The sequence below is a fragment of the Streptococcus sp. V913 genome, assembly GCF_054353455.1.
On sequence record NZ_JBTHHX010000003.1, the window covers coordinates 86560 to 109225 of the forward strand.

Here is a 22666-nt window from a genome sequence, read left to right on the forward strand (position 1 = left end):
CTAGTCTAAAGATAGAAAAGTACCATAAAAAAGGAGGTTCCACCATGACACAAGAATGGTTTGAAAGCGCCGATCTTGAGAAGAAATCAGCTCAGACGAAATCGGAAATCCAGCCCGACCAACCAGAGACTTCGGAAACTGTGGAAACTGAACCACAAGCAAGCCAAGAAACACCTGTCTCACCTAAAAAGTTGGAAATGCATGAGGAGGAAGCTCCCGAAATGACTGAAGAAACCCAAACCGAGGAAGAGGGAGAGGGGAAAGCTGAAGAGGAACACAAGCAAGAAAAACCTGCAAAAGAGAAAAGTATCCTCAGCAAGGCTTTAGAGAGTCCCTATATCCCAGACATTGACCCCCGCAAAACTGCTCGATTCAAAGAAGAAATCGCACTATTTTGGACTTGGCTGCTGGCCGCTATCCAAGAACCAACTGCCAGCAAGACTAGGGACCAAAAGCATCGTTATAGTGTCTTTGCCCTACTCACCTTGCTGTCGTCAATCAACCTTTTCTTTAGTATCTATCATATCAAGCACCTCTACTATGGCTATATGGCCTCTATTGCCAATAGTTTACCTAACCAGCTCCCACCTTTAAATCTCTTTGCTGGACTCTCCATCTTGGTCGCTAGCGCTCTATTTTACTTTTCCATCATTCTGGGAGGCTTTACTGTCCGACGTGTGCTGGATCAGGAGAGTGACTTCACATTCCAAGAAGCCTTTGAGCGGTATAGCAGACTCTTTGCTATCCCACTTGTTCTAACGGCTCTAGCAAGTTTCTTTGCACTCTTTGGTGGCTTACGATTTGCTGGCATCCTTACTCTTCTAAGCATGGTCATCTTTGCCCTTGGCAATCTCTTTGTGATTAGCAAGCCAAGTAAGACCAGTAGCCTGGACCCATTTTATCGATTCTTGCTCGCTGTCTTACTTGATGGCGCCATTCTCTTACCCTTCTTCATTGCAGAGCTTGCGCTGACAGTGGACTACCTTCGCATCCTGACATTCTTTTAACCAAAATCCCTGCCATTTATTAATGACAGGGATTTTTATGTTTACTCTTTTTTGAACAAGGCCTACTAGATGGTTGCCAATCCTTCAAAATCTTTTCCCAAAATGGCTTGTACTTCTAATTGATTAGCATCTAATTGCTGGTAAAATGCTTTTGGTAGTGACTCTAGGAATTTTTCATAATCCAAGCGGGCGATGGCTTCATAATCTTCTGCTTTTGAGCCATCACCAGAAATCTTCACTAGATCAATCTCCCAAACAAGCTCCTTGCCTGCCAGCTGCTCGGTATAAGGAGCTGGTACAAAGGGTTCCTTTGGCAAAATCGTCTTGACTCCCTGGGCTAGGTGATAGATACCGTGCACCTTGCCTTGGGCGTCTGGGTAAAATTTCACACTGGCAAGGTAGGCATCAGAGCCTTGGACCTTCTTGACCAGCTCTTCAAAACGTGCCAATCCATCCTCAGCCAAAAAACTCTCGAGGTATTCCTTGTTGAGATAGATAGGCGACAAGAGCCCTTGGCAATATACTAGACGAGCTGCTTTATCATCTAGATAATGCTTGACCGTTTGTCGGAAATAAGCTTCAAAGTCAAAGCCTTCTAGCCCTTCTACCGATTCCCCCAACTTGCCAGATAGGGCCTGGAGGAGAGTCACTACAATCTCCCAGTCCGCTCTAGTAAGAAAATCTGGAATCACCACTTGATAGCCTTTTCGACTATCCGCATAGTTGACCTTGAAGAGAAATTGCGACTGGCCTACAATCCCACATTCGATATACTCGAGACGATTGAGGGGCTGACGGAGATAGACCGCATCATAACTGTGTGACTCCAACCCCTCCACCAAGGCCAAGATGGACTTGGCAGTCAAGACCTCCTGTTGTCCTAGAATACTATCTTTATTTGGGATAAAAAATGTTTTCGCCATAACCGGCCTCCTTTGAAATCGTTTACACATAGTATACCCTATTTTCCTGAAAGATACAGAAACAAATTTTAGATTTTTAGATAAAAAGCATAGAAAAACAGCCCCTGAGGAGCTGTTTGATGTTATACAGTAGCGACTTGATCCAAGCTTTCACCGATAGCAGCTAGGCGCTCGATTACTTCTGCTTGTGTCAATTCATTTTCTGAAACATAGCGGTTGCGTGGGTGAACACGACACTCGTGTGAGCATCCACGAAGGTACTTGTCTTCATTTTCTTCTGATGTTAGGATACGACGGTTACAGAAGGGATTTCCACAGTTGACATAGCGTTCACATGGTGTCCCATCAAACCAGTCTTTCCCTACAATGGTTGGATTAACATGGTTGACATCGACTGCGATACGCTCGTCAAAGACGTACATTTTCCCATCCCACAGCTCACCTTGAACTTCTGGATCTTTACCGTAAGTTGCGATTCCTCCGTGCAATTGGCCGACATCTTTGTAGCCTTCACGAACCATCCAACCTGAGAATTTCTCACAGCGAACGCCACCTGTACAGTAAACCACAACACGCTTGTCCATGAATTTTTCCTTGTTGTCACGGACCCATTGTGGCAACTCACGGAAGTTGCGGATGTCTGGGCGGATAGCTCCACGGAAATGTCCTAGGTCGTACTCATAATCGTTACGTGTGTCAAGGACAACGGTATCTTCGTCAAGAAGGGCTTCTTTGAACTCTTTTGGAGACAAGTAAGCACCTGTTGTTTCAAGTGGGTTGATGTCATTATCAAAGTCGTTGTCTTCCAAACCAAGGTGGACAATTTCTTTCTTGTAGCGAACAAACATCTTCTTGAAGGCTTGTTCATTTTCTTCGTCAATCTTGAACCAGAGGTCTTCCATTCCTGGAAGGCTGTGAACGTAGTCCATATATTTTTGAGTTGTTTCGTAGTCACCTGAAACGGTTCCGTTGATTCCCTCGTCAGCGACTAGGATACGACCTTTAAGGCCGATTGATTTACAGAAAGCCAAGTGGTCTGCCGCAAATTGCTCTGCGTTTTCAATTGGAGTATAGAGGTAGTAAAGTAAGACACGAATATCTTTTGCCATAAGATTTGTTCTCTTTTCTATTCTTAAATTTTCAGAATTTTTCATTCAACTATTCTAGTATACCCACTTGAGAAAACGAATGCAATTTATTTGACCGGAAATTAAAAGGAGCTAATTCCACCGGGTGTCTACTCCAATTTAAAAAATCCTTGGATTTCCCAAGGATTCATTTTTAAACTTTTTTAGCTTTAGCCATATAGAAGAGTTGGAGCAGAATACCAAGAATAGCCATACCGATAACGATAAAGAAGGCCATTGTATAATCTCCTTGGTTTGCCTGTGCAAGACGTGCCCCTAACTGAGGACCAGCAATAGCAGCTACACCATAAGCAGTAAACATCCATCCATAGTTTGTCCCTACGTAGGTCACTCCCCAGTTTTCAGCAGTAATTCCTGGGAAGGAACCGAGGAAGCCACCAAATGACAAGGCAACCATCATGATTCCAAGGATGGCCAAGATGCTTCCAGGACCTTTGAATAGGGCTGTGAGTAACAAACCAGTAGCAACCGCTCCAAACATGGCAATAACGGTAGGATAGCGGCCAATCTTATCAGATACCGTACCCCAGAAGATACGACCAAATGTATTTGCAATGGATACCAGCATAACGAAGAGGGTCGCTTCTCCAACAAGTTGGTATTGGTCTGAGATCGCTGCTGCTGTTCCGATAATCATCATTCCGCCTGTAGCACCAAGAACATAAATCAACCATAGAAGCCAGTAATTTCCATCACGGAGCATTTCTTTATAAGTTTTTCCTTCCGGTTGAGCATTCCCAGCCGCTGGAGCAACAGTAGGAGCTTTGGCCATAACTAGGGAAGATGTACAGATCACTAGTAAAAGGACAATACCTAATACCTTAAAGGTAGAGTAAATTCCCATAGAAGCAATCAAAGATTTTGCAACCGGTCCGATAATTAGTGGACCCAAGCCAAATCCTGCCGCTGTCAATCCACCAGCTAGGCCTTTTTTGTCTGGGAACCACTTTGTCGCAACGGACGTAGATGCCCCATAGGCAGAGCCGATACCAAGTCCTAGGATAACACCGTACGTTAAATAAAGCACAGGTAGTGAGTTCGCAAAACCAGTCGCAAACATACCTGTACCAAAGAGAATGCCACCTAGAAAGACAAACTTTTTAGGTCCAACCGAATCTACTTTGGGACCGAAAAGAATCATTCCAACAGGTACCATGGCAAAAGAAATGCTAAAGGCTAGGGAGGTCTGAGCTTGAACCCATCCTTGACTAGCATTGGTTTCTAGGAGTGCCTTCTGAAAAACCGACCAGGCATATCCTGCACCTAGAGAGAGATTCGTTAAAATGGCCGCAGCCAAAATTAACCATCGATTGGGTGTTTTTTTCATATGAATAACCTCATGTAATATTTCTTGTTCCCAAAAGGGATAGCAAACAACTTTATATCGGATTTTCACTTACTGAGTTTCACTTGGACCTTTCATAATTTATAAAATGTGAACAAGCTGAAATCAGATATAAATGAAACATTTAAGAAGGACTCCTGTCCACTTCTTAAAACGAAATCCAGTTAAATTTCACAATGTTAAGCGCTTTCATCGTACTCTTATTATAAGCTAGTTCATTCTAAAAATCTACTTAATTAAACTAATAGAGGTATTAGGCCAATTAATCTATATCTATATTTTATACTGGCATTTCACAAAGTTTTGACAAGATTTTTTTACTTTTAGCTACTCTCATAAAAAAACCACTACCTCCCCCGGCAGTACCAGAGGAGGCAGTGATAACATTTTTTAGGAATGAATACACGAAATCAATTGATCTTATGATTTTTTGGTTTTCAAGAATTCGTCGTATTGTTTTTGCATCTCATCCAATACTTTTTGGTATGCACCTTCAGATTTCAATTTTTCCATCAATTCTGGAATAGCTTTTTCTGGGTCTAGAGTACCAGTGTTGATAGCTGTATCGAATTGTTGCATTGTGTTAGTGATTGCAGAGATTTCAGATTTCACGCTATCAGTGTTAAAGATGAATCCAAGCGCTGGAGATTCTTTAGCTTCTGCCAATTGTTTCTTAGAATCTTCGATTTGTTGGTCTGTAACGTTTTCGTTGATGTAAAGGATCCAGTTGTTACCAGTATTCCATCCACCCATGTGAGTGTTTCCTTTGTAGCCATCAAGGACACGAACACGGTTTTCTTTACCTTCAATTTTTTCCCAGTTCTTGCCTTCTGGACCGTAAACAAGTCCGTTCAAGAGTTCAGGGTTCGTGTTCAAGAGGTTCAACACTTCCATTGCTTTTTCTTTGTTCTTAGAGTTGTTTGAGATTACAAAGTTAGCAACTTGAGTTGTTTGGTTCTTCTTGATTAAGTCAGTGAATGGTTTGATTTGGATGTCTTTGTTAGCTACACGAGAGAGCAAGCTGTTACCGTAGTCAGCTGGTCCTACTGTTTCTTCACGAACGAACCAAGTGTCTTGTTGAAGGTCAAATGTAGTGTCGCTTGTTGCTACGTCTTTTGGAATGTATCCTGCTTCGTAGAATTTGTGAAGAGTCTTCAAGTGTTCTACGAAACGAGGCACTTCGTAACGGTTTACGATCTTAGTAGTATCCCCTTTAAGGTCGATAACGAATGGAAGTCCGTTTGCTACTGGGTAGTCAAAGTTTTCAGAAGGGATGAAGTTCTTAGTAACTGCAAATGGTACTACATCTGGAGCTTTTTCTTTGATTTGTTTCAAGACTGGTTCAAGTGTTTCATACGAGTTTACACCTGAAATATCGATACCATATTTTTCAAGAAGAGTTCCGTTGAAGGCAAAGTTTTGTGAAGATGCAACGTTAGCCGCAACTGGAACAGCGTAAATCTTGCCGTTTACAGTATTCCCTTTGATGTAAGCTGGGTCAAGTGCTTTATAAAGCTCTGCTCCTTCTTTCTTGTACAATTCTGTCAAGTCAGCATAAGCACCTTTTTGCGCGTTTACGATGTAGTTATCTGCAAAAGCGATATCGTAGTTATCACCTGATGATGTGATAACGGACATTTTCTTACCGTAGTCACCCCATCCAAGGTATTGGATATCCAATTTAGCACCAACTTTTTCTCCGATGATTTTGTTTGCATTTTCTAGCAATTCATCCAAGTTATCTGGTTTGTCACCGATTTGGTACATTTTGATAACAGTCTTATCACCTGAAGCTGAGTCAGCAGCTTTTTTGTTGTTACCTGAAAGGTTTCCACAAGCAGCGAGACCAGCAGCCAAAGCGACTACGCTAGCAGATGCAAAAGCATATTTTTTCCAGTTTTTCATGATAAAAACTCCTTTTTTTATTTTTAAACTTATAAACGATTTAATGATTTTAACTTCAGTCACTAAGATGAAGTTGGGAAGGGAGAAACAGTGTTTCTCAGCAAGTCCTATTCTTTCACACCACCGATGGTCAAACCTTTTACAAAGTAGCGTTGGAAGAATGGATACAGAATGGCAATCGGAAGGGTTGCAACCACAACCATGGCCATACGTCCTGTTTCCTTTGGAAGAGCGACTCCCAGTTGACCAGAAAGGCCGACTGCTTTAGCGATGTAGTCCATATTTTGTTGGATTTGCATGAGCAAATACTGTAATGGATACAAGTTGTCACTCTTGATGTAAAGAAGGGCGTTGAACCAGTCGTTCCAGAAACCAAGAGCTGTCAAAAGCGTGATGGTTGCGATACCTGGAAGTGACAATGGCAAACAAATCTGGAAGAAGATCCGAGCTTCACTGGCACCATCAATACGAGCAGATTCGAGAATGGCTTCTGGAATGGTCTTCTTAAAGAAGGAACGCATCAAGATGATGTTGAATGGTGAGAGGAGCATTGGAACAATCAAGGCCCAAACGGTATCACCCAGTTGAAGCAGGCGAGTGACCACGATATAGCCTGGTACCAAACCAGCATTGAACAACATACTAAGAAGAGCAAAGATCGTAAAGAATCTGCGGTACTTAAAGGTTGTCCGTGAAATGGCGTAGGCATAAGTGGTTGTAATGAAGACGTTGGTCACTGTTCCGACTACGGTTACAAATACTGAGATAAAGAGCGCTTGTAATATCTTATCTTTAAACTGAGCTAAGAACTGGAATCCATCTACACCAAACTTCGAAGGGAAAAAGCTATATCCATACTGGAGGATGCTCTTTTCGTCTGTCACCGAAATGATGATAACGAAGATAAAGGGCAAGATACAAGAAAGAGCGATCAAACCTGAGATGATACTAAAGAAGATATCTGCTTTCTTACTGAAGGAGTGAATGCCGACATTATCGATTTTTTCTTTTTTAATTTTCTTTTCTGCCATATTCTCCCCCTTTCTAGAACAAAGCTGAGTTTGGATCTACTCGTCTTGCAAGTAAGTTTGATAGGATAACCAGAATCAAACCGACAACGGATTGGTAAAGACCGGCTGCTGAAGCCATACCGATATCTGCTGTCTGAGTCAAACCATTAAAGACATATACATCCAAAACGTTGGTTACATTGTAAAGCTGACCAGCATTGTGAGGGATTTGGTAGAAAAGACCGAAGTCTGCGCGGAAGATATTTCCGACTGCAAGGATGGTCAAAACAGTTATCAGCGGTGTCAACTGTGGAATCGTTACATTGCGAATCCGTTGCCACTTGCTAGCCCCGTCCACTGTTGCTGCTTCGTAGTAGGTAGGATCAATTCCCATGATTGTCGCATAGTACATGACACTGCTATATCCGAAGCCTTTCCAGATACCTAGGAAAAGGAGAAGATATGGCCAAATACTTAAGTCAGCATAGAAGTTAATTTCCTTCAATCCAATAGAAGAAAGGAAGTGGTTGATCACCCCCTTGTCAATGTTGAGGAATGCATCTGTAAAGAAACTGATGATAACCCATGACAAGAAGTAAGGGAACAGCATAGACGTTTGGAAAATTTTAACCATTCTCTTAGAACGAAGCTCACTGAGGATGATGGCAATTCCAACCGACACAATCAAACCAATAAAGATGAATCCAAGATTGTAAAGGACGGTATTTCGAGTAATGATAAAGGCATCTTTAGAACTAAACAAGAACTTAAAGTTATCGAGGCCAACCCACTTACTATTCATAATACTGTGGATAAATCCTTCACCACTCATATGGTAGTCTTTAAAGGCGACCACATTTCCAAATACTGGGATGTAGAAGAATAGAATCAACCAAAGTGCCCCTGGTAAAACCATCAAAAGAAAAATCCAGTTATCTCTCAAGGTCTTTGAAAATTTTTTCATAATTTCCTCCCATTTTTATTCCTAAAAACTGATTTCATCGAATTTTTAGGTTTGATAACGATTACATTATTAGTATACTCCTATTTAAAGGTCAGGTTAAACTACTAATTATAGAAAAAACTCCACAAATTATTTTTTGTGGAGAAGTTTTTTATAAGAAATAGGTTTCACGAGAAACACTCTGCATACGATAAATGTATTTCCTCTTTACTAATTGAAAACTTGTTCTAATATTGGGTGATGAAACTCGACAAAATGAACCTGGGCATTTATGATAGCCCCTGATTCATTTTTATCAATCTCTGGTCTTCCTTCGGTGTGTAAAAGAGCAGGATTACCATCCTTGTAGCCAAAGAGAATCACCTCTGTCTCTGCTTCATTCACATAGCAAGCTAGGATTTCAAACCGCCCAGAACCTGAACCTGCAATATAACCATACCATTTAAAAGTATAATTCACCCCATCTACTTGTCCAAATTGCATTATCTGGTCTGGCACTGCTAGTCCATAGTAGTGACCATATGTTGCTAAGTTAGTTGACTTAAATCTTTCACCTTTACTATCCGAATAGGATTCCATGGCTGTTTTTATCTTGTCTATTAAAGAACTATTATCTGTATCTGGCTCGCTCTCTGTAGTTACACTTGTTTTTAATAGAAATTCCTTAAAACGTTGCGCTAAATCTGTATTCTCAGTCTCTTCAAAATTTGCAGTAGGGATAGTTTCCAGTGTCTTATCGGTATGCAAGACCTGTGCTTGCCCATCCTTCAGTGTAAATAGGTAGAAATGTTTGTCCTGATTGTCATAGTAGGCATCCAAAACCAAGTAATCATAGGCATTGTCACTCGATACTCCAAAAACATTCCATTTGACACTTTTCTGAGAGACAGTTGTTGCTTCTAATTTTTTGATGAGTTCATTCTTTTCATCAAAGTTTCTATGCTCTAGTCTATGATAGAACTGCCCCATAGAAGAAGCCCAGCTTGTAAACTCTTCCTCCCACTTTTCGGCATTGTATTGGATTAGTTTCTGAAAGTCCGAGTAGTTTTTCATAATCAAGGCTTGGTCAGTCGGATTAGACAACTGAAGCTCTTCCATGGCTACAACCGTAGCAGCCATAGGTGATTGAACAGCTGTATTCTTAGATTCTTTTTCGTGTGAAAGAGCCTTTTGATAAGAGTCCGCTAGGTAGTGAAAATAGTTGGTTACTTCCTTTGTTTGTTGCTCCCTTGGTATTGACGGACTAGTTGCCCTATCCTCTGTCATTTTATGGCAGGCAGATAAGACTAGCATGCTAGTAGCTAGGACTAGTAGTAGCTTTTTCATGGTCAGACCTCCAAACTATCTTTATACCTTCATTATACTCCTTCAAAGCTATTTTTTCTATTGTACTCCTTGCTCTCAGAGATAGCTCTGAAAAGAATGGGGATAATAGTCAGTTCAAAATATCTTATATAGATGTTTTAGAACTTAGGAATAAGAGGGTAGCAATCCTCCATCTCTCTTAAGCATTAATCTCTTGATTGACTTTTTTATTTAGTGTTACTTTCAATATGAAATGGGTATTCTGGAGACTGTAGGTAAAGAAACTGTGCTTATAAGCTCCAATACATCTATTCCTTTGATTCGTCTGACATAGTAACCTCTGAATATCAAAATGATGGAGGGAGTTGAAACAAATAAGAACCGTAATCGTTTCATTTATCATATTGCCAATCCTGACTGGAGGAATCCTATTACAGATTTTTCTCTCCAAAAAAGAAAGTAAGTAGCTGAGTTTCATACTGCCAGGCATAACTTATTGCTTTTCTTTATTGACAATCTTCTCTCTGGCCTTAACTAACAACATAACCTGGTGGGAGATTTTCTGTCTGATTTCCTTAACTTTTTTGTTTGCAAATATCCCTACCTTTATTCTTTTGGCAATTTACTTCGCTTGTCGAAAACATTCTTGAAACAATGATTATACCGGATTTGGGACAGGAGGTTGAACACGAAACAATTGATTAAGACGCCTTTTATGCCCTCGTGCTATTGTTGGGGATTAAGTAGGATTATAGGGGAAGAGATGGGCTACAGCCTGCTTTATTTTTACCTTTTGGCTCCTAGTGTCGAATTGTTATGTGGCTTTTCTGCTGGTAAAAGAAGGGTTTGTTATAAATGGTTCTTCCCACTTACAGGGATTTTTAACTGGCTCATTCCATTTGTCGTTTTTGGTGAACGGTTTATTACAGCAGAATGGGTTTCACTAACACTTATTGCGATAGCACCAGCTATTCTCGATCTTTTAGCGGAAGCCTTTTCAGTAAAAAATACCGAATTAGTGCAAGATTTAAAATAAAAAGGAGGTGGCATCACTAAATGATGCCGCCTCTTTTCTGTTTTAGTGAACAGACTTTGTATTTTCTTTGCCTAAGTCTCATTCTGTAAAACAAGGAAAAAGCCCCACAAGTCAACCAACTAAGGTTGCCTGCGGAGCTTTTCCCACTAGATCATCCATCTTTAAGCCATTTATAGTATTTCTTCAATGAATGACTGGACTGTTTATACTTTATAAAAAGTTTATTAATCCTCTTTTTTCTGACGTCCTGCCAAACCAAGAACTGATAGAAGTAAGCCTAGACCTGTCAGCGTTGCAAGGTTGGAACCAACTTGAGATTCACCTGTTCGTGGGAGAGTATGTGCTGGGTGTTCTGGTGTGAACGGTGTCGTTGGTGCCCCTGGTTTAACTGGAGTATCCGGAGTATTGGGAACTTCTGGAGTTACTGGTACCGCAGTATAATGAACATCTTTGACAATGTTTTCTTGGGTAACTACTTCTGATGGAACTATCGCAATATCCACTGTGTAACCTGGGATCACTGGTGATGGGACTGCGTCATAGTTTGCCTTGTTGCTTGTCCAATCCGTAGTGTTCACAACAGAGCCTGTTACCTTGTCTGTCGTTACTGTACGTGTCCAAGTCGCTGTTTGCACCTTGTCTGCTGGGGTTTGACCACCGGCACCGTGGTAGCGAACTGTCATGCTTACTTGTTTGGTTTCCTCAACTGAAACCGTTTTGTGTTTCAAGCGAATCACCACGTTTTGGTCTACGCTGCTGTCGGTGTCAAACTGAGCTGGCAATTCATCCTTAGCAGCCACTTCGTACCCCTGTGCCAAGTAGCCTGCAATCACAGTGTCGTATTTCGTTTTCGCAGCAGCTGGAAGAACCGTACCTGACTCACCTGTTGTCAATTCAACTTGATTTTCCAGAGTCTGACCGGTTGTCTCATCTACAACTGTGTAAGTAACCTTTTGGGTTTGAGGTGTATTCTGAGCAGTATAATGCACATCCTTGACAATGTTTTCTTGGGTAACCACTTCTGATGGAACAGTCGCAATATCTACTGTGTAACCTGGAATCACTGGTGATGGGACTGCGTCATAGTTTGCCTTGTCGCTTGCCCAATCCGTAGTGTTCACAACAGAGCCTGTTACCTTGTCTGTCGTTACTGTATGTGTCCAAGTCGCTGTTTGTACCTTGTCTGCTGGGGTTTGACCACCGGCACCGTGGTAACGAACAGTCAAGTTTACATTCTTGCTTTCTTGGATATCAGCTGTACCATGTTTTAAATGAACAACAACGTTTTGATCATAGCTACTATCAAGGTCAAACTTAGCTGGAAGCTGCTCTTTTGACACCAATTCATAGCCTCGAGCCAGGTAAGTATCCACGATTGAATTATACTTCGCTTCTGTGTCATTTGGAAGAGGAGTATCAGAGTTCCCACTTGTAAGCTCTTGCTTATCTTCCAGTGTGGTATTGGTCGTATCATCAATGATGGTATAGGTTACTTTTTGCTTGTCTGCCTTGTATTTAACAGTAACCTTGATGTCAGCCTGATCAGCAGTTACGTTTTCTGCGTCAACTTTAGCCTTATCTGGCGTGTAGCCATCAACAGTTGGAGAAACTACCTCTGGGAAGGTGCCAGTAGATGGTGTCCAAGCCCCCGGTGTAACATCCTTCGTCACTTCATCTGTTTTCACTTCTCTAGTGAAAGTCAAACTAGCTTTCTTCTCTGGAGCTGCAGGTGTATTATCATTCTCGTAGACGTAGTTAATCGTTTGCGTTACAGTCTTGGTTTCTGTAGAAGTTGACACTTTATGTTTCACATGAACCACTACATTTTGGTCATAACCACTATCGAGGTCAAACTTGGCTGGAAGCTGGTCTTTCGACACCAATTCATAACCTTGGGCTAGGTAAGCGTCCACGATTGAATCATACTTCGCTTCTGTACCATTTGGAAGAGGAGTATCAGAGTTCCCACTTGTAAGCTCTTGCTTATCTTCCAGTGTGGTATTAGTTGTATCGTCAATAATAGTATAGGTTACTTTTTGCTTATCGGCCTTGTATTTAACAGTAACATTGATATCAGCATCAGTAGCAGTTACATTTACAGTAGTGACTTTTTCCTTATCTGGTGTATAGCCATCCACAACTGGAGAAACTACTTCTGGGAAGGTTCCGACCGACGGAGTCCAAGCACCTTGCGTAGTCGTTTTAGTCACTTCATCTGTTTTCACTTCTCTAGAGAAAGTCAAGGTCGTTTTCTTCTCTGGAGCTGCAGGTGTATTATCATCCTCGTAGACGTAGTTAATCGTTTGCGTTACAGTCTTGGTTTCTGTAGAAGTTGACACTTTGTGTTTCAAGCGAATCACCACGTTTTGGTCCACGCTGCTGTCGGTGTCAAATTGGGCTGGCAATTCATCCTTAGAAGCCACTTCGTAACCTTGTGCTAAGTAACCCGCGACTATGGTATCGTATTTCGTTTTCGCAGCAGCTGGAAGAGCTACACCTGAATCACCTGTTGTCAATTCAACTTGATTTTCTAAAGTCTGACCGGTTATCTCATCTACAACTGTGTAAGTAACTTTTTGCGTTTGGATGGTGTAATGTACATCCTTAACAATGTTTTCTTGAGTAACGGCTTCTGATGGAACCGTCTCAATGTCAACACTGTAGCCCGGAATCACTGGTGATGGCACAGCATCATAGTTGGCTTTATCGCTTGTCCAAGCTGTGGCAGAAACTTCTGTGCCTGTGATTTTATCTTTTGTTACTGTACGAGTCCAAGTCGCTGTTTGCACCTTGTCTTCTGGTGTCTGGTCACCGGCGCCGTGGTAATGAACAGTCAAGTTTACATCCTTGCTTTCTTGGATATCAGTGGTACCATGCTTCAAGTGAACAACTACATTTTGATCATAACTATTGTCAAGGTCAAACTTAGCTGGAAGCTGGTCTTTTGAAACCAATTCATAACCTTGAGCTAGATAAGCATTCACGATTAAATCATATTTTTCTCGAGCGCTATCTGAAAGAGGAGTATCAGAGCCGCCGCTGGTAAGTATTTCCTTATCTTTCAGCGTTTTTTGAGCAGTATCGTCAATGATGGTATAGGTTACTTTTTGCTTATCTGCTTTATAGGTAACCGTTTCTTCAATATCTGCGCTATCTCCCGTAATCTGTTCAACGGCTGCTACAGTTGCCTTATCTGGTGTATAACCATCAACCTTTGGAGAAACTACCTCTGAGAAGGTTCCGGTAGACGGAGCCCAAGATCCCTTATAGACAATCTTATTAGTCACCAGATCCTTGGTGTTAATCCGCTCAAACTTCAAAGTCTGAACCTTCGTATCCGCTGCCTGTGTGTTATCTTCATAAACATACTTGATGGTCTCTGTGACTGTCTTTGTTTCTTGAACTGAAGCTACCTTATGACGTAGACGAACCTCAAAGGTTTGAAGGGTTTCATTGTAAATCACGCCAGTTGCTGGATAATTATCTGAAACAAGTTCATAATTTTTATCGGTATATTTCTTAATAGTGGCAGCTGTTTGATAAGGGTCAGTCTGACCATAAAGTCCATTCAGATCCTTCGTTTCAAGCGTTTCTCCTGTTGTGTCATCGATATAAGTGACCTTTGCACTAGCTGGATTAGCTTTGTAAACAACTGTCTTTTCGATATTGTCACTGTTAGCCGTAATATTGTCAACTGCTGGAACCTCCGCTAAATCTGGAGTGTAACCTTTGATTGTTGGTGATGTTACGGCTGCAAAACTTGTTCCATTTTCCGCTGTCCAATCACCAGTTGTAACATTTGTAACAAGGTCAGTTGTTGCTGTTCTGGTGAATTTTAAGCTACTAGTATGGTCTGGAGCTGCTGGTGCACCACCCTCGTATGTATAATGGATAGTTTCCTTAACCGTCTTTTCTTCTGCTACTGACGTCTTTTTGTGTTTCAAATGAACTTCAAAGGTTTGAAGATTTTCATTATAGGTTACACCATTTGTTGGATAATTGTCTGAAACAAGTTCATAATTTTTATCGGTATACGTCTTAATGGTTTCAGCTGTTCGATAAGGATCAGTCTGCCCATAAAAACCATTCAAATCCTTCGTTTCAAGAACTTTTCCTCCGTTAGTATCATCGTCAATATACGTAACTTTGGCACTAGATTTTTTGGCTGAATAGACATAATAAAATTCTTGGTCGTTGCTAGTGAATGGAATTTGTTTAGTAGTCTTTAACTGTGTACCATACGACGCGATTGCCGTATCAGCTGTTACAAGTGTGTAGCCTGTAATTGTTTTTGGATTAGCGTTATAATCAGAGGTTGGAGTGGCAGTTCCTCCTGCTGGATAACCATATTTATAGTCCTGAGTTTCAATTTCCTTGCCGTTTGTATCGACATAGTGTATTGTAATCTTCTTCTGACCTTCAGCACGCGCAACGGATGGGGTTGTTGTGGCAGAAATCGTTTCTTCTTTAAGCTTAGTTACATTACCATTATCATCAACGTTATAACTATAACTTCTTGACTCATTCGTTATAGTATTCTTAATTGAGGAATCTGCAAAAGTAATTCGTGTTGAATGCCCAGTTCCTTGAATGACACTAGCATCCTTTAAAATAGCACTAACTTTTTTATTGACTTCTTCTGTTCTGTTGATTTCCTGATATTGATCGCCCATTTGAGCATAGTCGTCAGTTGGCCAAATATCATGATAGGTAGTAGCACCATTTCCTGTCATTTTTCCTAAATTAATAGCAACTGTGTAGGTCCCATCTCCATTATCAATAACAACCGAAGAGTTTTTACCCGCTTGCTTTAATGCTTTAAGAATAGTATCATTTGTTGAATTTGCAGGTAGATTTATTAACTTATTATCTGGATCTGAATTGATGCTAATAGAAGTTGAAGTATCTCCTTTAACAAGATATTTTCCATCCTCACTAATTGCTAAAGTAGAAGTATATCTTTTAAGGTCTGGTTTGATACTAACAATTTTTGACCCATTGCCTGGTTTTATACGATGGACAGAAATGATATCACCATTTGGAATTCCTGTTTGTCCAGGGTTGATACCATCGCTTGACAATAAATTATTATAATAATTTGCATCCCCAGTTGAAGTGCCTATTTTTATTGAATTTGCTCTATCGCTACTTGCACTATTATAAACAGCAAAAGGCGCCTGTGCTTTCTCAAATGTTCTTGGTGTTGGTTTAAAAGTAAACTTATTGCCATTTATTTCTAAAATAATATTTTCATAACTTGATTTTGCTGTAAATTTCCCAATAGTCGCTGCTTTTTGAGTGACCGATACCGTCTTTTCAGTATTTTGAGGCATATCTTGGAAACTTTGGTCTAATGTAATTTCATAGGCCAGATTATTTGGATCTGAGTGCACAAATTTAATTGTTCCAACACCCTCGATACGCTCTGATGTTCCAGAACCAAGATTTGAATAATAGGCACCATACGCATTATTTGTTAATTTAACTGGAATACGGAGAACATCACCTTTTTTCAGCGTCCCATCTTGTGTGATTTTAAAGTCCATTTGAACCTTGTCAAAGGGAACTTCTTGAGCAGGCAAAGGTTTTGTATCACCTGAACGCATAACAGTTCCATCTTTAGTCGTAACCGTTACTGAAAAATTCGTAATTTGAGTTGGGTTTTGTTGCAAACTTCTGCGCGTACGTACCGGAGCAGTCGAACGAGGAGTAGCTGTTGTTTGCCCCTCAGTAGACTTTTCAACCGGCTTAGACTCAACAGGTGCTGGAGTTTCTTTTACGACTGCTGTCGAGTTTGAAGGAGCTACGGATTTTTTGTCTGCTCCTTCCACTTCAGGGGCAGTTTTTGAAACTGACACTTTCTTTTCTGCTTGTTCAACAGTTGGTGCTGGACTAGTAGCTTTTTCTGTTCCCTTAACTTCTATGGCTGAAGATACTTTCTCTGACTCCACCACTGCTGATTGATCACTATTATTTTCTGATTTCACATCAGTTGTCGAGCTAGTCTCTACTAGACTGCTCAGATTGTTGTTTTCATCTGCTTGTACAGTTGGTGTGCCAAGCGCTACTCCATATATCGCCAAGCTAGCGATTGCAATCGAAACAAGTCCAACATTTTTCTTTCGTAGAGAAAATTTTTCATGTCTTCCCTTGTAAATTTTAAAACTTTTCACTTTCCATATTCCTTTCTAAGTTTGACATATGACTATTTTATTAGAGATGGACTTTTACAACCTCTACGCATAGAAAACCTCTATTCTACATTATACATTTTGACTTCTGATAATTCAACTGATACAGTTAAAATCTACCACCTAATTTAATAAAAATCTTGATTCATATAGCTTTTAAGCACATGTATTACTGAATATGTTATTCTATCAAATATCCCCCACTTCCTATATTTTATCTATTTTTAAATATTATATTTAAGCAAAAACATCTTCTTTTTATAAAGAAGATGTTTGTCAATATTCTACTCCTAAGTCGTATAAATCGTCGAAGCGGTCGCAATGGTGTGCCACTGGTTGGCTGTTGTGGCTGCAAAGTCTTTGTCTCCATAAAAATCGTTGAATGGTAGGATTTCGACTTCTAATTCTTCGATACGGTCAAGCTGACCTGCTAAATAAGCCTCGATGCGACTTTCTGCTCGCTTAATCCTTTGTAAGAGTCCACCCATACGGATATCGACCGTATCCAAGCCAAAGACCTTATTTTCTTCCAGCCATTGGTGGCTAAAGAGTTTGTGGAAGGTTTCTATCTCACTTCTGAGTTTTGGCAATTCTTGTCTTGCAATTTCTTGTAGACTTTCCTTATCGTTTACTTGGTAGGCCTGACGGATGCGTCGTCCCACATCCACTTTACTGCTTAAAATCTGGTTCAACTGAGCCTGAGTTTCAAAGAGATAGGCGTAGAGGCCTGCTTTATCTTTGATAGAAGCAAGAGTTTCAGCCGCTTGAGCAAAGTGAGGTTTGTCCTGTTCAGGTGTCATGTGTCGGTCAAGAATAGGGCAGAGAACATCCTGATAAAAGACGTAGCGGTTGGGATTGATACCGCTGAGATTGCCTGGCAGATCTGGCAAGAGGTTGGCTAGGTCAATCTGCATGAAATCCTCAACCGAAAGACCTGTATTGGTCTTGAAATGAGCAGACAGACGGTCTAGGTCATTACGGTAGCTGAGTTCTGCCCAGATTTGCAAGCTTGGTAGGATAGAGAACTGGGCTGTTTCGCCACCATTGTCCCCCCAACCAGTCACAATGACTTCTTTGATCTGATTAGCACGACAGGCTTTATTGGCCTCAACAGCAATGAGACGGCTGAAATGGTTGTGAGGCGTAAAACCAATCCACTTCCAAGCACCACCTGCAAAGGCGATATCTTGGCTAATCTTATGGTGATTGCGGAAGTTACGGTTGTATTTTTCTTCGCTGTCTTGGTAATAATCCCAGTAAACCAAGGTTACACGGTCTTTGAGACGATCTAGGTAGACACGAGTTTCCTCAGGAATTTCCACATCACAATCGTACTGACCATCTGCTGACATGAGTTTGAAGAACATGTCACTCCACATCTGGCAGTGGAAACCATACTTGTCAGCAATGTCCAGCACGCGCTCCAAGTGTTGGCACATGAGGAGACTACGGTCTACAACACCGTTCAAGATGAGGTAGCGCCCCAAACCAACCAAATGGGCTTCGTCCATCCCGATATTGACCTTGCGTGTCTGCAGTTTAGACAGAGTGGCAAACATCCCGTCAATCAAATCATAAACTTTTTCTTCACCGATAAGGAGAATGTCCTCTACATCACGGAGTTCTTGCACTTCTTTGACACCCCATTTAACGAAGGCCGACAAATGAGCCAAGGTCTGGATGCAAGGCACAAAGGTTATGTCAAACTGCTGGGCGTAGGCTTCTATTTCCTGCAACTCCTCAGCCGAGTAGGCACCACGGAAATAACCAAAGTAAGGTTGTCCCTCAATCTGATAAGTATCTTCCATGTAAAGCTCAAAGGTTGAGTAGCCCATAAGAGTCAAGACTTCAATCATCTGTTTGGCAGAAGCCACATTTAGCACTGCATTTCGGGAACAGTCTGCCATGTAAGCCAAATCTTCGTAAGCAGCTTGTTCTTCAATCTCTACCTTATCACCTTCTACTAGAGCTGTTGCCAATAAGGACAAGGCGCGGTAAAGTTGGTGAGGTTTGCGATAAGTCAGTTGATAGTGGCCATCCTCACCCTTGATAGAGATAGAGGCTTGGTCAGACTGAGCGACTGCTACCTCTACATCTGCTAGCGAAATGTGCTTTTTAAGCAACTCTAATGCTTGCTCTTGTTTGGGACTAAGTCCTGTAAAAATTACCATTGGTTTTCCTCCTGCAACCAGTTGACAAGGGCACCATAGAGATTGGCATCTGCATGATAGGTGCAAGCTTGGATAACTGGTGCGACTGTGTATTCTTCGTAGGTTTCGACAAATTCATCGACAGCTTTTTTGACACCTTGGATAAAATCTGGATTTTGACTGATAGAGCCTCCCAGACTAATGACATCTGGATCGATCAGATACTGGATATTGAGCAAGCCTTGAGCCAGATTACGGTTCATGCGCTCAATGGCTTCTTGACAAAGGGCATTGCCTGCTGCAGCTTCTTGGTAAATCTTGCGACCGTCCCAGTCAGTCTGACCTGACTTTTCAATTACGTAGCGGACCATGTTTCCTGTAGATGCTAGTTGCGACCAGTTGTTGAGCTTTTCTGCTGGTTCAATGGTTGTCATATAGCCAAACTCACCACCTAAGCCGTGGCGACCTCGGTGAAGTTTGCCATTGATAATCATAGCTCCGCCGATTCCTGTCCCAATCACGACACAGGCTGCATTTTCAATCTCTGGATGAGCTAGCAGTTCACTAAGTCCAACACAGTTGGCATCATTTTCTAGATGGACAGGTAGCTGATGATGAGCAAGGGCCTCATACCAAGAAAAACCGTGAATATAAGGTACGGCACTGATTCCCTCAATTACACCTGTTTCTTGATTGACCGCGCCTGGAACGCTCATGGCAATGCCCTTATAATCTTTCTCTGCCAAGCATTTGTCTAGCCATGCCAGTAAATCTTCTAGGGTTTCTGGTGTCGGTGTACTTGTCTTATCTAGTATTTTTCCATCAGGAGTCAGACTGGCAAACTTAATCCCAGTCCCTCCGATATCAATGGTTGCAATGGTCATATTTTCACCAAAAAAGGGACGAATCAGTAGTTAATCCTTACTCTTTCGCCCCTCCTTTCTATCTCATAGTATTCGTTATCAAACACTTTAAAACTGTTAAATGTCTTCTTTTTTAATCAATTCTGTACGAATTTCTTGTGGAGCCAATAGTCCTGAATGAACTGGATATGGTCGTTCAAGTAAGTCCAGAATGGTTTGTTGGTGTTCAGATATGCGCACATTTTCTTGGCTCATATTGTAGTAACGGAGGACATATCCTTCTTCATTTTCCGCCACTTTAAAGGCTGTTGGGCAAACTTGTGGTAAGCTGAGTGCCGCATGACTCAAGAGGCTACCAGTCGCAGCAACACTTCCTTCTTGTTTAGCAACCTGAAGACTAGTGAATGGCGTTTGGAAGGCTTTGGCACGACGGAAGGCTGAGAAGCGTTCTTGTGCTTGGTGGCATTCGAGAGCAAACTCGACTTCAAACTCACGCAAGCACTGAGCCTCTGGTGTCGGGAAGTAACCCCAGTCACCTAGCTCACCTGAGGCACGAAGAATGGTCACTGCAATCGTATCGTCTCCAAGGATTTCATACTCGTGTAATCCTTTATTGGCTACCGTCACTCCTTTTTCATCATCATAAAGGCTGACAAAGGCTTGTTGATGTTGTGGATTTTCAGGATTTTCCCAAGAAGCAGCTGGTTTATTTGGTCGTGTCACCACCTCATAGATGCTTTCAGAGTCATTGCTTGGACGTGTGTTATGAGTCTTGACCAAGAGACGGATACGGTGGTCCTTGGCTGTGTTAGTAAAGCGAGTCTTGAAGCGTATTTGTGGATTATCAACAAAGACGGTCATCTCTGTTTCAAGAAGAATGCTTGTCAGTTCATCTGAACGTCCAGCTTCACGCGTCATAAACTCGATGATGCCTCTTTGTTCTGCATCTAATTTTTCGTCTGCACTTACTGGAATTGTCAATTCATGCTTGAGCAAGATCTTAGCAAAACGTGCTGTATTTTCCAAGACTTCATAGCCTTTGAGTTCTGCGTAGATAGGCTCTGTTCCTTTTGGTTGGAAATAGATGTACTCATTTCCGATGTCACCACGGTCTTCAAAGCGGATAACATCTTCATAAGCTTCATGAGTTGTCTTGTCGTAGACCGTGATATTTTCATCCACACTTATCGTTACAAATGGCGTATCAATCACTCCATTTTGGTAAATACCGTCACGGCCTTCTTGTTCTCCTTCAAGCAATTGGAAGGTTGTCCAAGAAAGTGGTGCCAGATGAACAGGGACTGTCACGCGCACTTGTCGAGCGATACGAGCTTGACGGAACTTGTCTTTGGGCAAATCATACTCAAAATTAGCTCCCAGATCTTCGATTTTCGCTTCTATAGCGTGCCCTTCCAAGTCTTCGACACGGTAGCTTGGCAAGGTCAAGGCTGCCATTTTCTTGTAGCCTTCTGTTGGGTGCAATTCTTTGAAATCACAAGTCGCCACATCAATCACTGTGCTGACCGTATCAACCTTGTCATGCAAGCCTGTATTGATGACCGTAAAGAGATGGTCGCTTTGGGCTTCGTGGGTTGCAATTTTACCCTTCCACTCGTTGAGAAGGTTAGTTTTTACAAAGTTACCGACTTGGTTGACCTTGGCAAAACGTGTCTCCATCTCGCGGTGAACTTCGTCAATACTACAGCCACAGATACTATCATGGGGCGCATTTTGTAGAAGGACTTTCCAAGCATAGGTCAACTGGTCCTTGTGGTTATGTCCGCCAGTGATAACAGTCAATGGTTCCACTACTTGCTCCAGCAAGTTACTGTTTTCTTGGAAGGCTTGTTTGAGGTAAATCCGTGAAGAAGAAGTGTTGGCAAGTGTGTACCAACCGTCTGTTTCTTGACTGGTCAACTCGCCTGTAACCGTTGATAGTTGCTCCGGCAGAGCACTTTCTACTGCGTGGATGTAGTCATCAAATGAACTATGCACAAAGGTCACATCTGGGAAGAGTTCATTTGCCACACGAATGGCCTCACTCAGATTTCGCTGTACAGGCTGGTGGTCACATCCATTCATCATCAACCATTGGTTGGTCGAAGCGTAGTCACGCACGTCTGCCAATTTTTGTTTCCAGAAGGTCAAGGCTTCGTCTTTATCCACTGGAATTTCATTCCCATTACTGTACCAGTTGGCAAAGAGGATACCGAGGACACGACTTCCGTCTGCACCCTGCCAGTACATTTCTGAAAACTGGGAAGTGAACTGCTCATCTTCGAGAACTTGGTTGTCAAAGCCAATCGGCTTGACACCACGGCCAAAGGCTGCCACGTGAATGCCTGATTTTTGAAGGATTTGGGGAGCTTGTCCCATATTTCCAAAGGTATCTGGGAAGTAACCAATCTGGGTTGATTTGCCCCATTTTGCACATTCTGCTTGACCAATCAAGGTATTGCGAACATTGGCTTCGCTGGAAATCAAGTAGTCATCCTGCAAGATGTAAAAGGGACCAATTTTGAGTTTGCCTTGGTCGATGTAACCTTGGACTTTGTCGCGATTTTCAGGACGAATTTCCAAGTAGTCATCAAGGACAATGGTTTGACCATCCAAGTGGAAGCTCTTGAACTCAGGATCATTTTCAAAAAGGTCAAAAAGATTATCAAATAACTCCACCAACTGCATACGGTGGCTTTCAAAAGGTAAGTACCACTCACGGTCCCAGTGACTATGTGAGATAATATGTACAACAACATTTTCCATGAAGTAAAACCTCATTCTAAATTTAAATTTTAACGTTTTAAATGTAAAGGTGTGAT

At 41.7% G+C, this 22666-nt stretch carries 13 protein-coding genes; 2 read left to right on the top strand and 11 right to left on the bottom strand.

Annotated features, from left to right (window positions below; all coding sequences use genetic code 11):
- Window positions 1–44: 44 nt before the first annotated feature.
- Window positions 45–1007 carry a DUF6574 domain-containing protein gene (locus tag ACXYSL_RS06570; protein ID WP_458624296.1) on the top strand — a complete coding sequence of 321 codons (963 nt, stop codon included), beginning with the start codon at window positions 45–47 and terminating at the stop codon, window positions 1005–1007.
- Window positions 1008–1072: 65 nt separating this feature from the next.
- Here ACXYSL_RS06570 and ACXYSL_RS06575 read toward each other — a convergent pair whose 3' ends face one another.
- The 7 genes from ACXYSL_RS06575 to ACXYSL_RS06605 all read right to left on the bottom strand — a co-directional run bounded on the left by ACXYSL_RS06575 (window position 1073) and on the right by ACXYSL_RS06605 (window position 9628).
- On the bottom strand, window positions 1073–1930 hold the full coding sequence (locus ACXYSL_RS06575; RefSeq protein WP_458624297.1) for a DUF4299 family protein: 858 nt from the start codon (window positions 1928–1930) through the stop codon (window positions 1073–1075).
- A gap of 122 nt (window positions 1931–2052) precedes the next feature.
- Window positions 2053–3039 (bottom strand): oxygen-dependent tRNA uridine(34) hydroxylase TrhO, encoded by a 987-nt coding sequence (trhO, locus tag ACXYSL_RS06580; protein ID WP_001030012.1) that lies wholly within the window; start codon window positions 3037–3039, stop codon window positions 2053–2055.
- Window positions 3040–3211: 172 nt separating this feature from the next.
- Complete coding sequence (locus ACXYSL_RS06585; RefSeq protein WP_458624298.1) at window positions 3212–4405, bottom strand: L-lactate MFS transporter; 1194 nt, start codon at window positions 4403–4405, stop codon at window positions 3212–3214.
- Between the two features lie 438 nt (window positions 4406–4843).
- Window positions 4844–6328 (bottom strand): ABC transporter substrate-binding protein, encoded by a 1485-nt coding sequence (locus ACXYSL_RS06590; protein WP_458624299.1) that lies wholly within the window; start codon window positions 6326–6328, stop codon window positions 4844–4846.
- A gap of 107 nt (window positions 6329–6435) precedes the next feature.
- Window positions 6436–7359: a carbohydrate ABC transporter permease gene (locus tag ACXYSL_RS06595; protein ID WP_000818344.1), complete on the bottom strand. Its 924-nt coding sequence runs from the start codon at window positions 7357–7359 to the stop codon at window positions 6436–6438.
- 13 nt (window positions 7360–7372) lie between these two features.
- Window positions 7373–8302 (bottom strand): ABC transporter permease, encoded by a 930-nt coding sequence (locus tag ACXYSL_RS06600; RefSeq protein ID WP_458624300.1) that lies wholly within the window; start codon window positions 8300–8302, stop codon window positions 7373–7375.
- A gap of 210 nt (window positions 8303–8512) precedes the next feature.
- Window positions 8513–9628: a DUF4767 domain-containing protein gene (locus tag ACXYSL_RS06605; protein ID WP_458624301.1), complete on the bottom strand. Its 1116-nt coding sequence runs from the start codon at window positions 9626–9628 to the stop codon at window positions 8513–8515.
- Between the two features lie 661 nt (window positions 9629–10289).
- Here ACXYSL_RS06605 and ACXYSL_RS06610 point away from each other — a divergent pair.
- Window positions 10290–10643, top strand: a complete 354-nt coding sequence (locus ACXYSL_RS06610) for a hypothetical protein (RefSeq protein ID WP_458624302.1) — start codon at window positions 10290–10292, stop codon at window positions 10641–10643.
- A 224-nt stretch (window positions 10644–10867) separates the two neighbouring features.
- On the opposite strand, the gene ACXYSL_RS06615 is transcribed toward ACXYSL_RS06610, so the two are convergent.
- The 4 genes from ACXYSL_RS06615 to ACXYSL_RS06630 all read right to left on the bottom strand — a co-directional run bounded on the left by ACXYSL_RS06615 (window position 10868) and on the right by ACXYSL_RS06630 (window position 22610).
- A complete protein-coding gene (locus ACXYSL_RS06615; RefSeq protein ID WP_458624303.1) occupies window positions 10868–16816 on the bottom strand; it encodes a mucin-binding protein in 5949 nt (1982 codons plus the stop codon).
- 308 nt (window positions 16817–17124) lie between these two features.
- Window positions 17125–19005 (bottom strand): beta-N-acetylhexosaminidase, encoded by a 1881-nt coding sequence (locus ACXYSL_RS06620; protein WP_458624304.1) that lies wholly within the window; start codon window positions 19003–19005, stop codon window positions 17125–17127.
- A complete protein-coding gene (locus ACXYSL_RS06625; RefSeq protein ID WP_458624305.1) occupies window positions 18999–19868 on the bottom strand; it encodes an ROK family protein in 870 nt (289 codons plus the stop codon). The genes ACXYSL_RS06620 and ACXYSL_RS06625 overlap by 7 nt, the downstream gene beginning before the upstream one ends.
- Window positions 19869–19964: 96 nt before the next feature.
- On the bottom strand, window positions 19965–22610 hold the full coding sequence (locus ACXYSL_RS06630; RefSeq protein ID WP_458624306.1) for an alpha-mannosidase: 2646 nt from the start codon (window positions 22608–22610) through the stop codon (window positions 19965–19967).
- Window positions 22611–22666: the final 56 nt, after the last annotated feature.

Excerpts from the sequence above, each read along its gene's own strand:
- ACXYSL_RS06570 (WP_458624296.1), top strand. The coding sequence starts at position 45 with ATGACACAAGAATGGTTTGAAAGCGCCGATCTTGAGAAGAAATCAGCT.
- ACXYSL_RS06575 (WP_458624297.1), bottom strand. The coding sequence starts at position 1,930 with ATGGCGAAAACATTTTTTATCCCAAATAAAGATAGTATTCTAGGACAA.
- trhO (WP_001030012.1), bottom strand. The coding sequence starts at position 3,039 with ATGGCAAAAGATATTCGTGTCTTACTTTACTACCTCTATACTCCAATT.
- ACXYSL_RS06585 (WP_458624298.1), bottom strand. The coding sequence starts at position 4,405 with ATGAAAAAAACACCCAATCGATGGTTAATTTTGGCTGCGGCCATTTTA.
- ACXYSL_RS06590 (WP_458624299.1), bottom strand. The coding sequence starts at position 6,328 with ATGAAAAACTGGAAAAAATATGCTTTTGCATCTGCTAGCGTAGTCGCT.
- ACXYSL_RS06595 (WP_000818344.1), bottom strand. The coding sequence starts at position 7,359 with ATGGCAGAAAAGAAAATTAAAAAAGAAAAAATCGATAATGTCGGCATT.
- ACXYSL_RS06600 (WP_458624300.1), bottom strand. The coding sequence starts at position 8,302 with ATGAAAAAATTTTCAAAGACCTTGAGAGATAACTGGATTTTTCTTTTG.
- ACXYSL_RS06605 (WP_458624301.1), bottom strand. The coding sequence starts at position 9,628 with ATGAAAAAGCTACTACTAGTCCTAGCTACTAGCATGCTAGTCTTATCT.
- ACXYSL_RS06620 (WP_458624304.1), bottom strand. The coding sequence starts at position 19,005 with ATGGTAATTTTTACAGGACTTAGTCCCAAACAAGAGCAAGCATTAGAG.
- ACXYSL_RS06625 (WP_458624305.1), bottom strand. The coding sequence starts at position 19,868 with ATGACCATTGCAACCATTGATATCGGAGGGACTGGGATTAAGTTTGCC.
- ACXYSL_RS06630 (WP_458624306.1), bottom strand. The coding sequence starts at position 22,610 with ATGGAAAATGTTGTTGTACATATTATCTCACATAGTCACTGGGACCGT.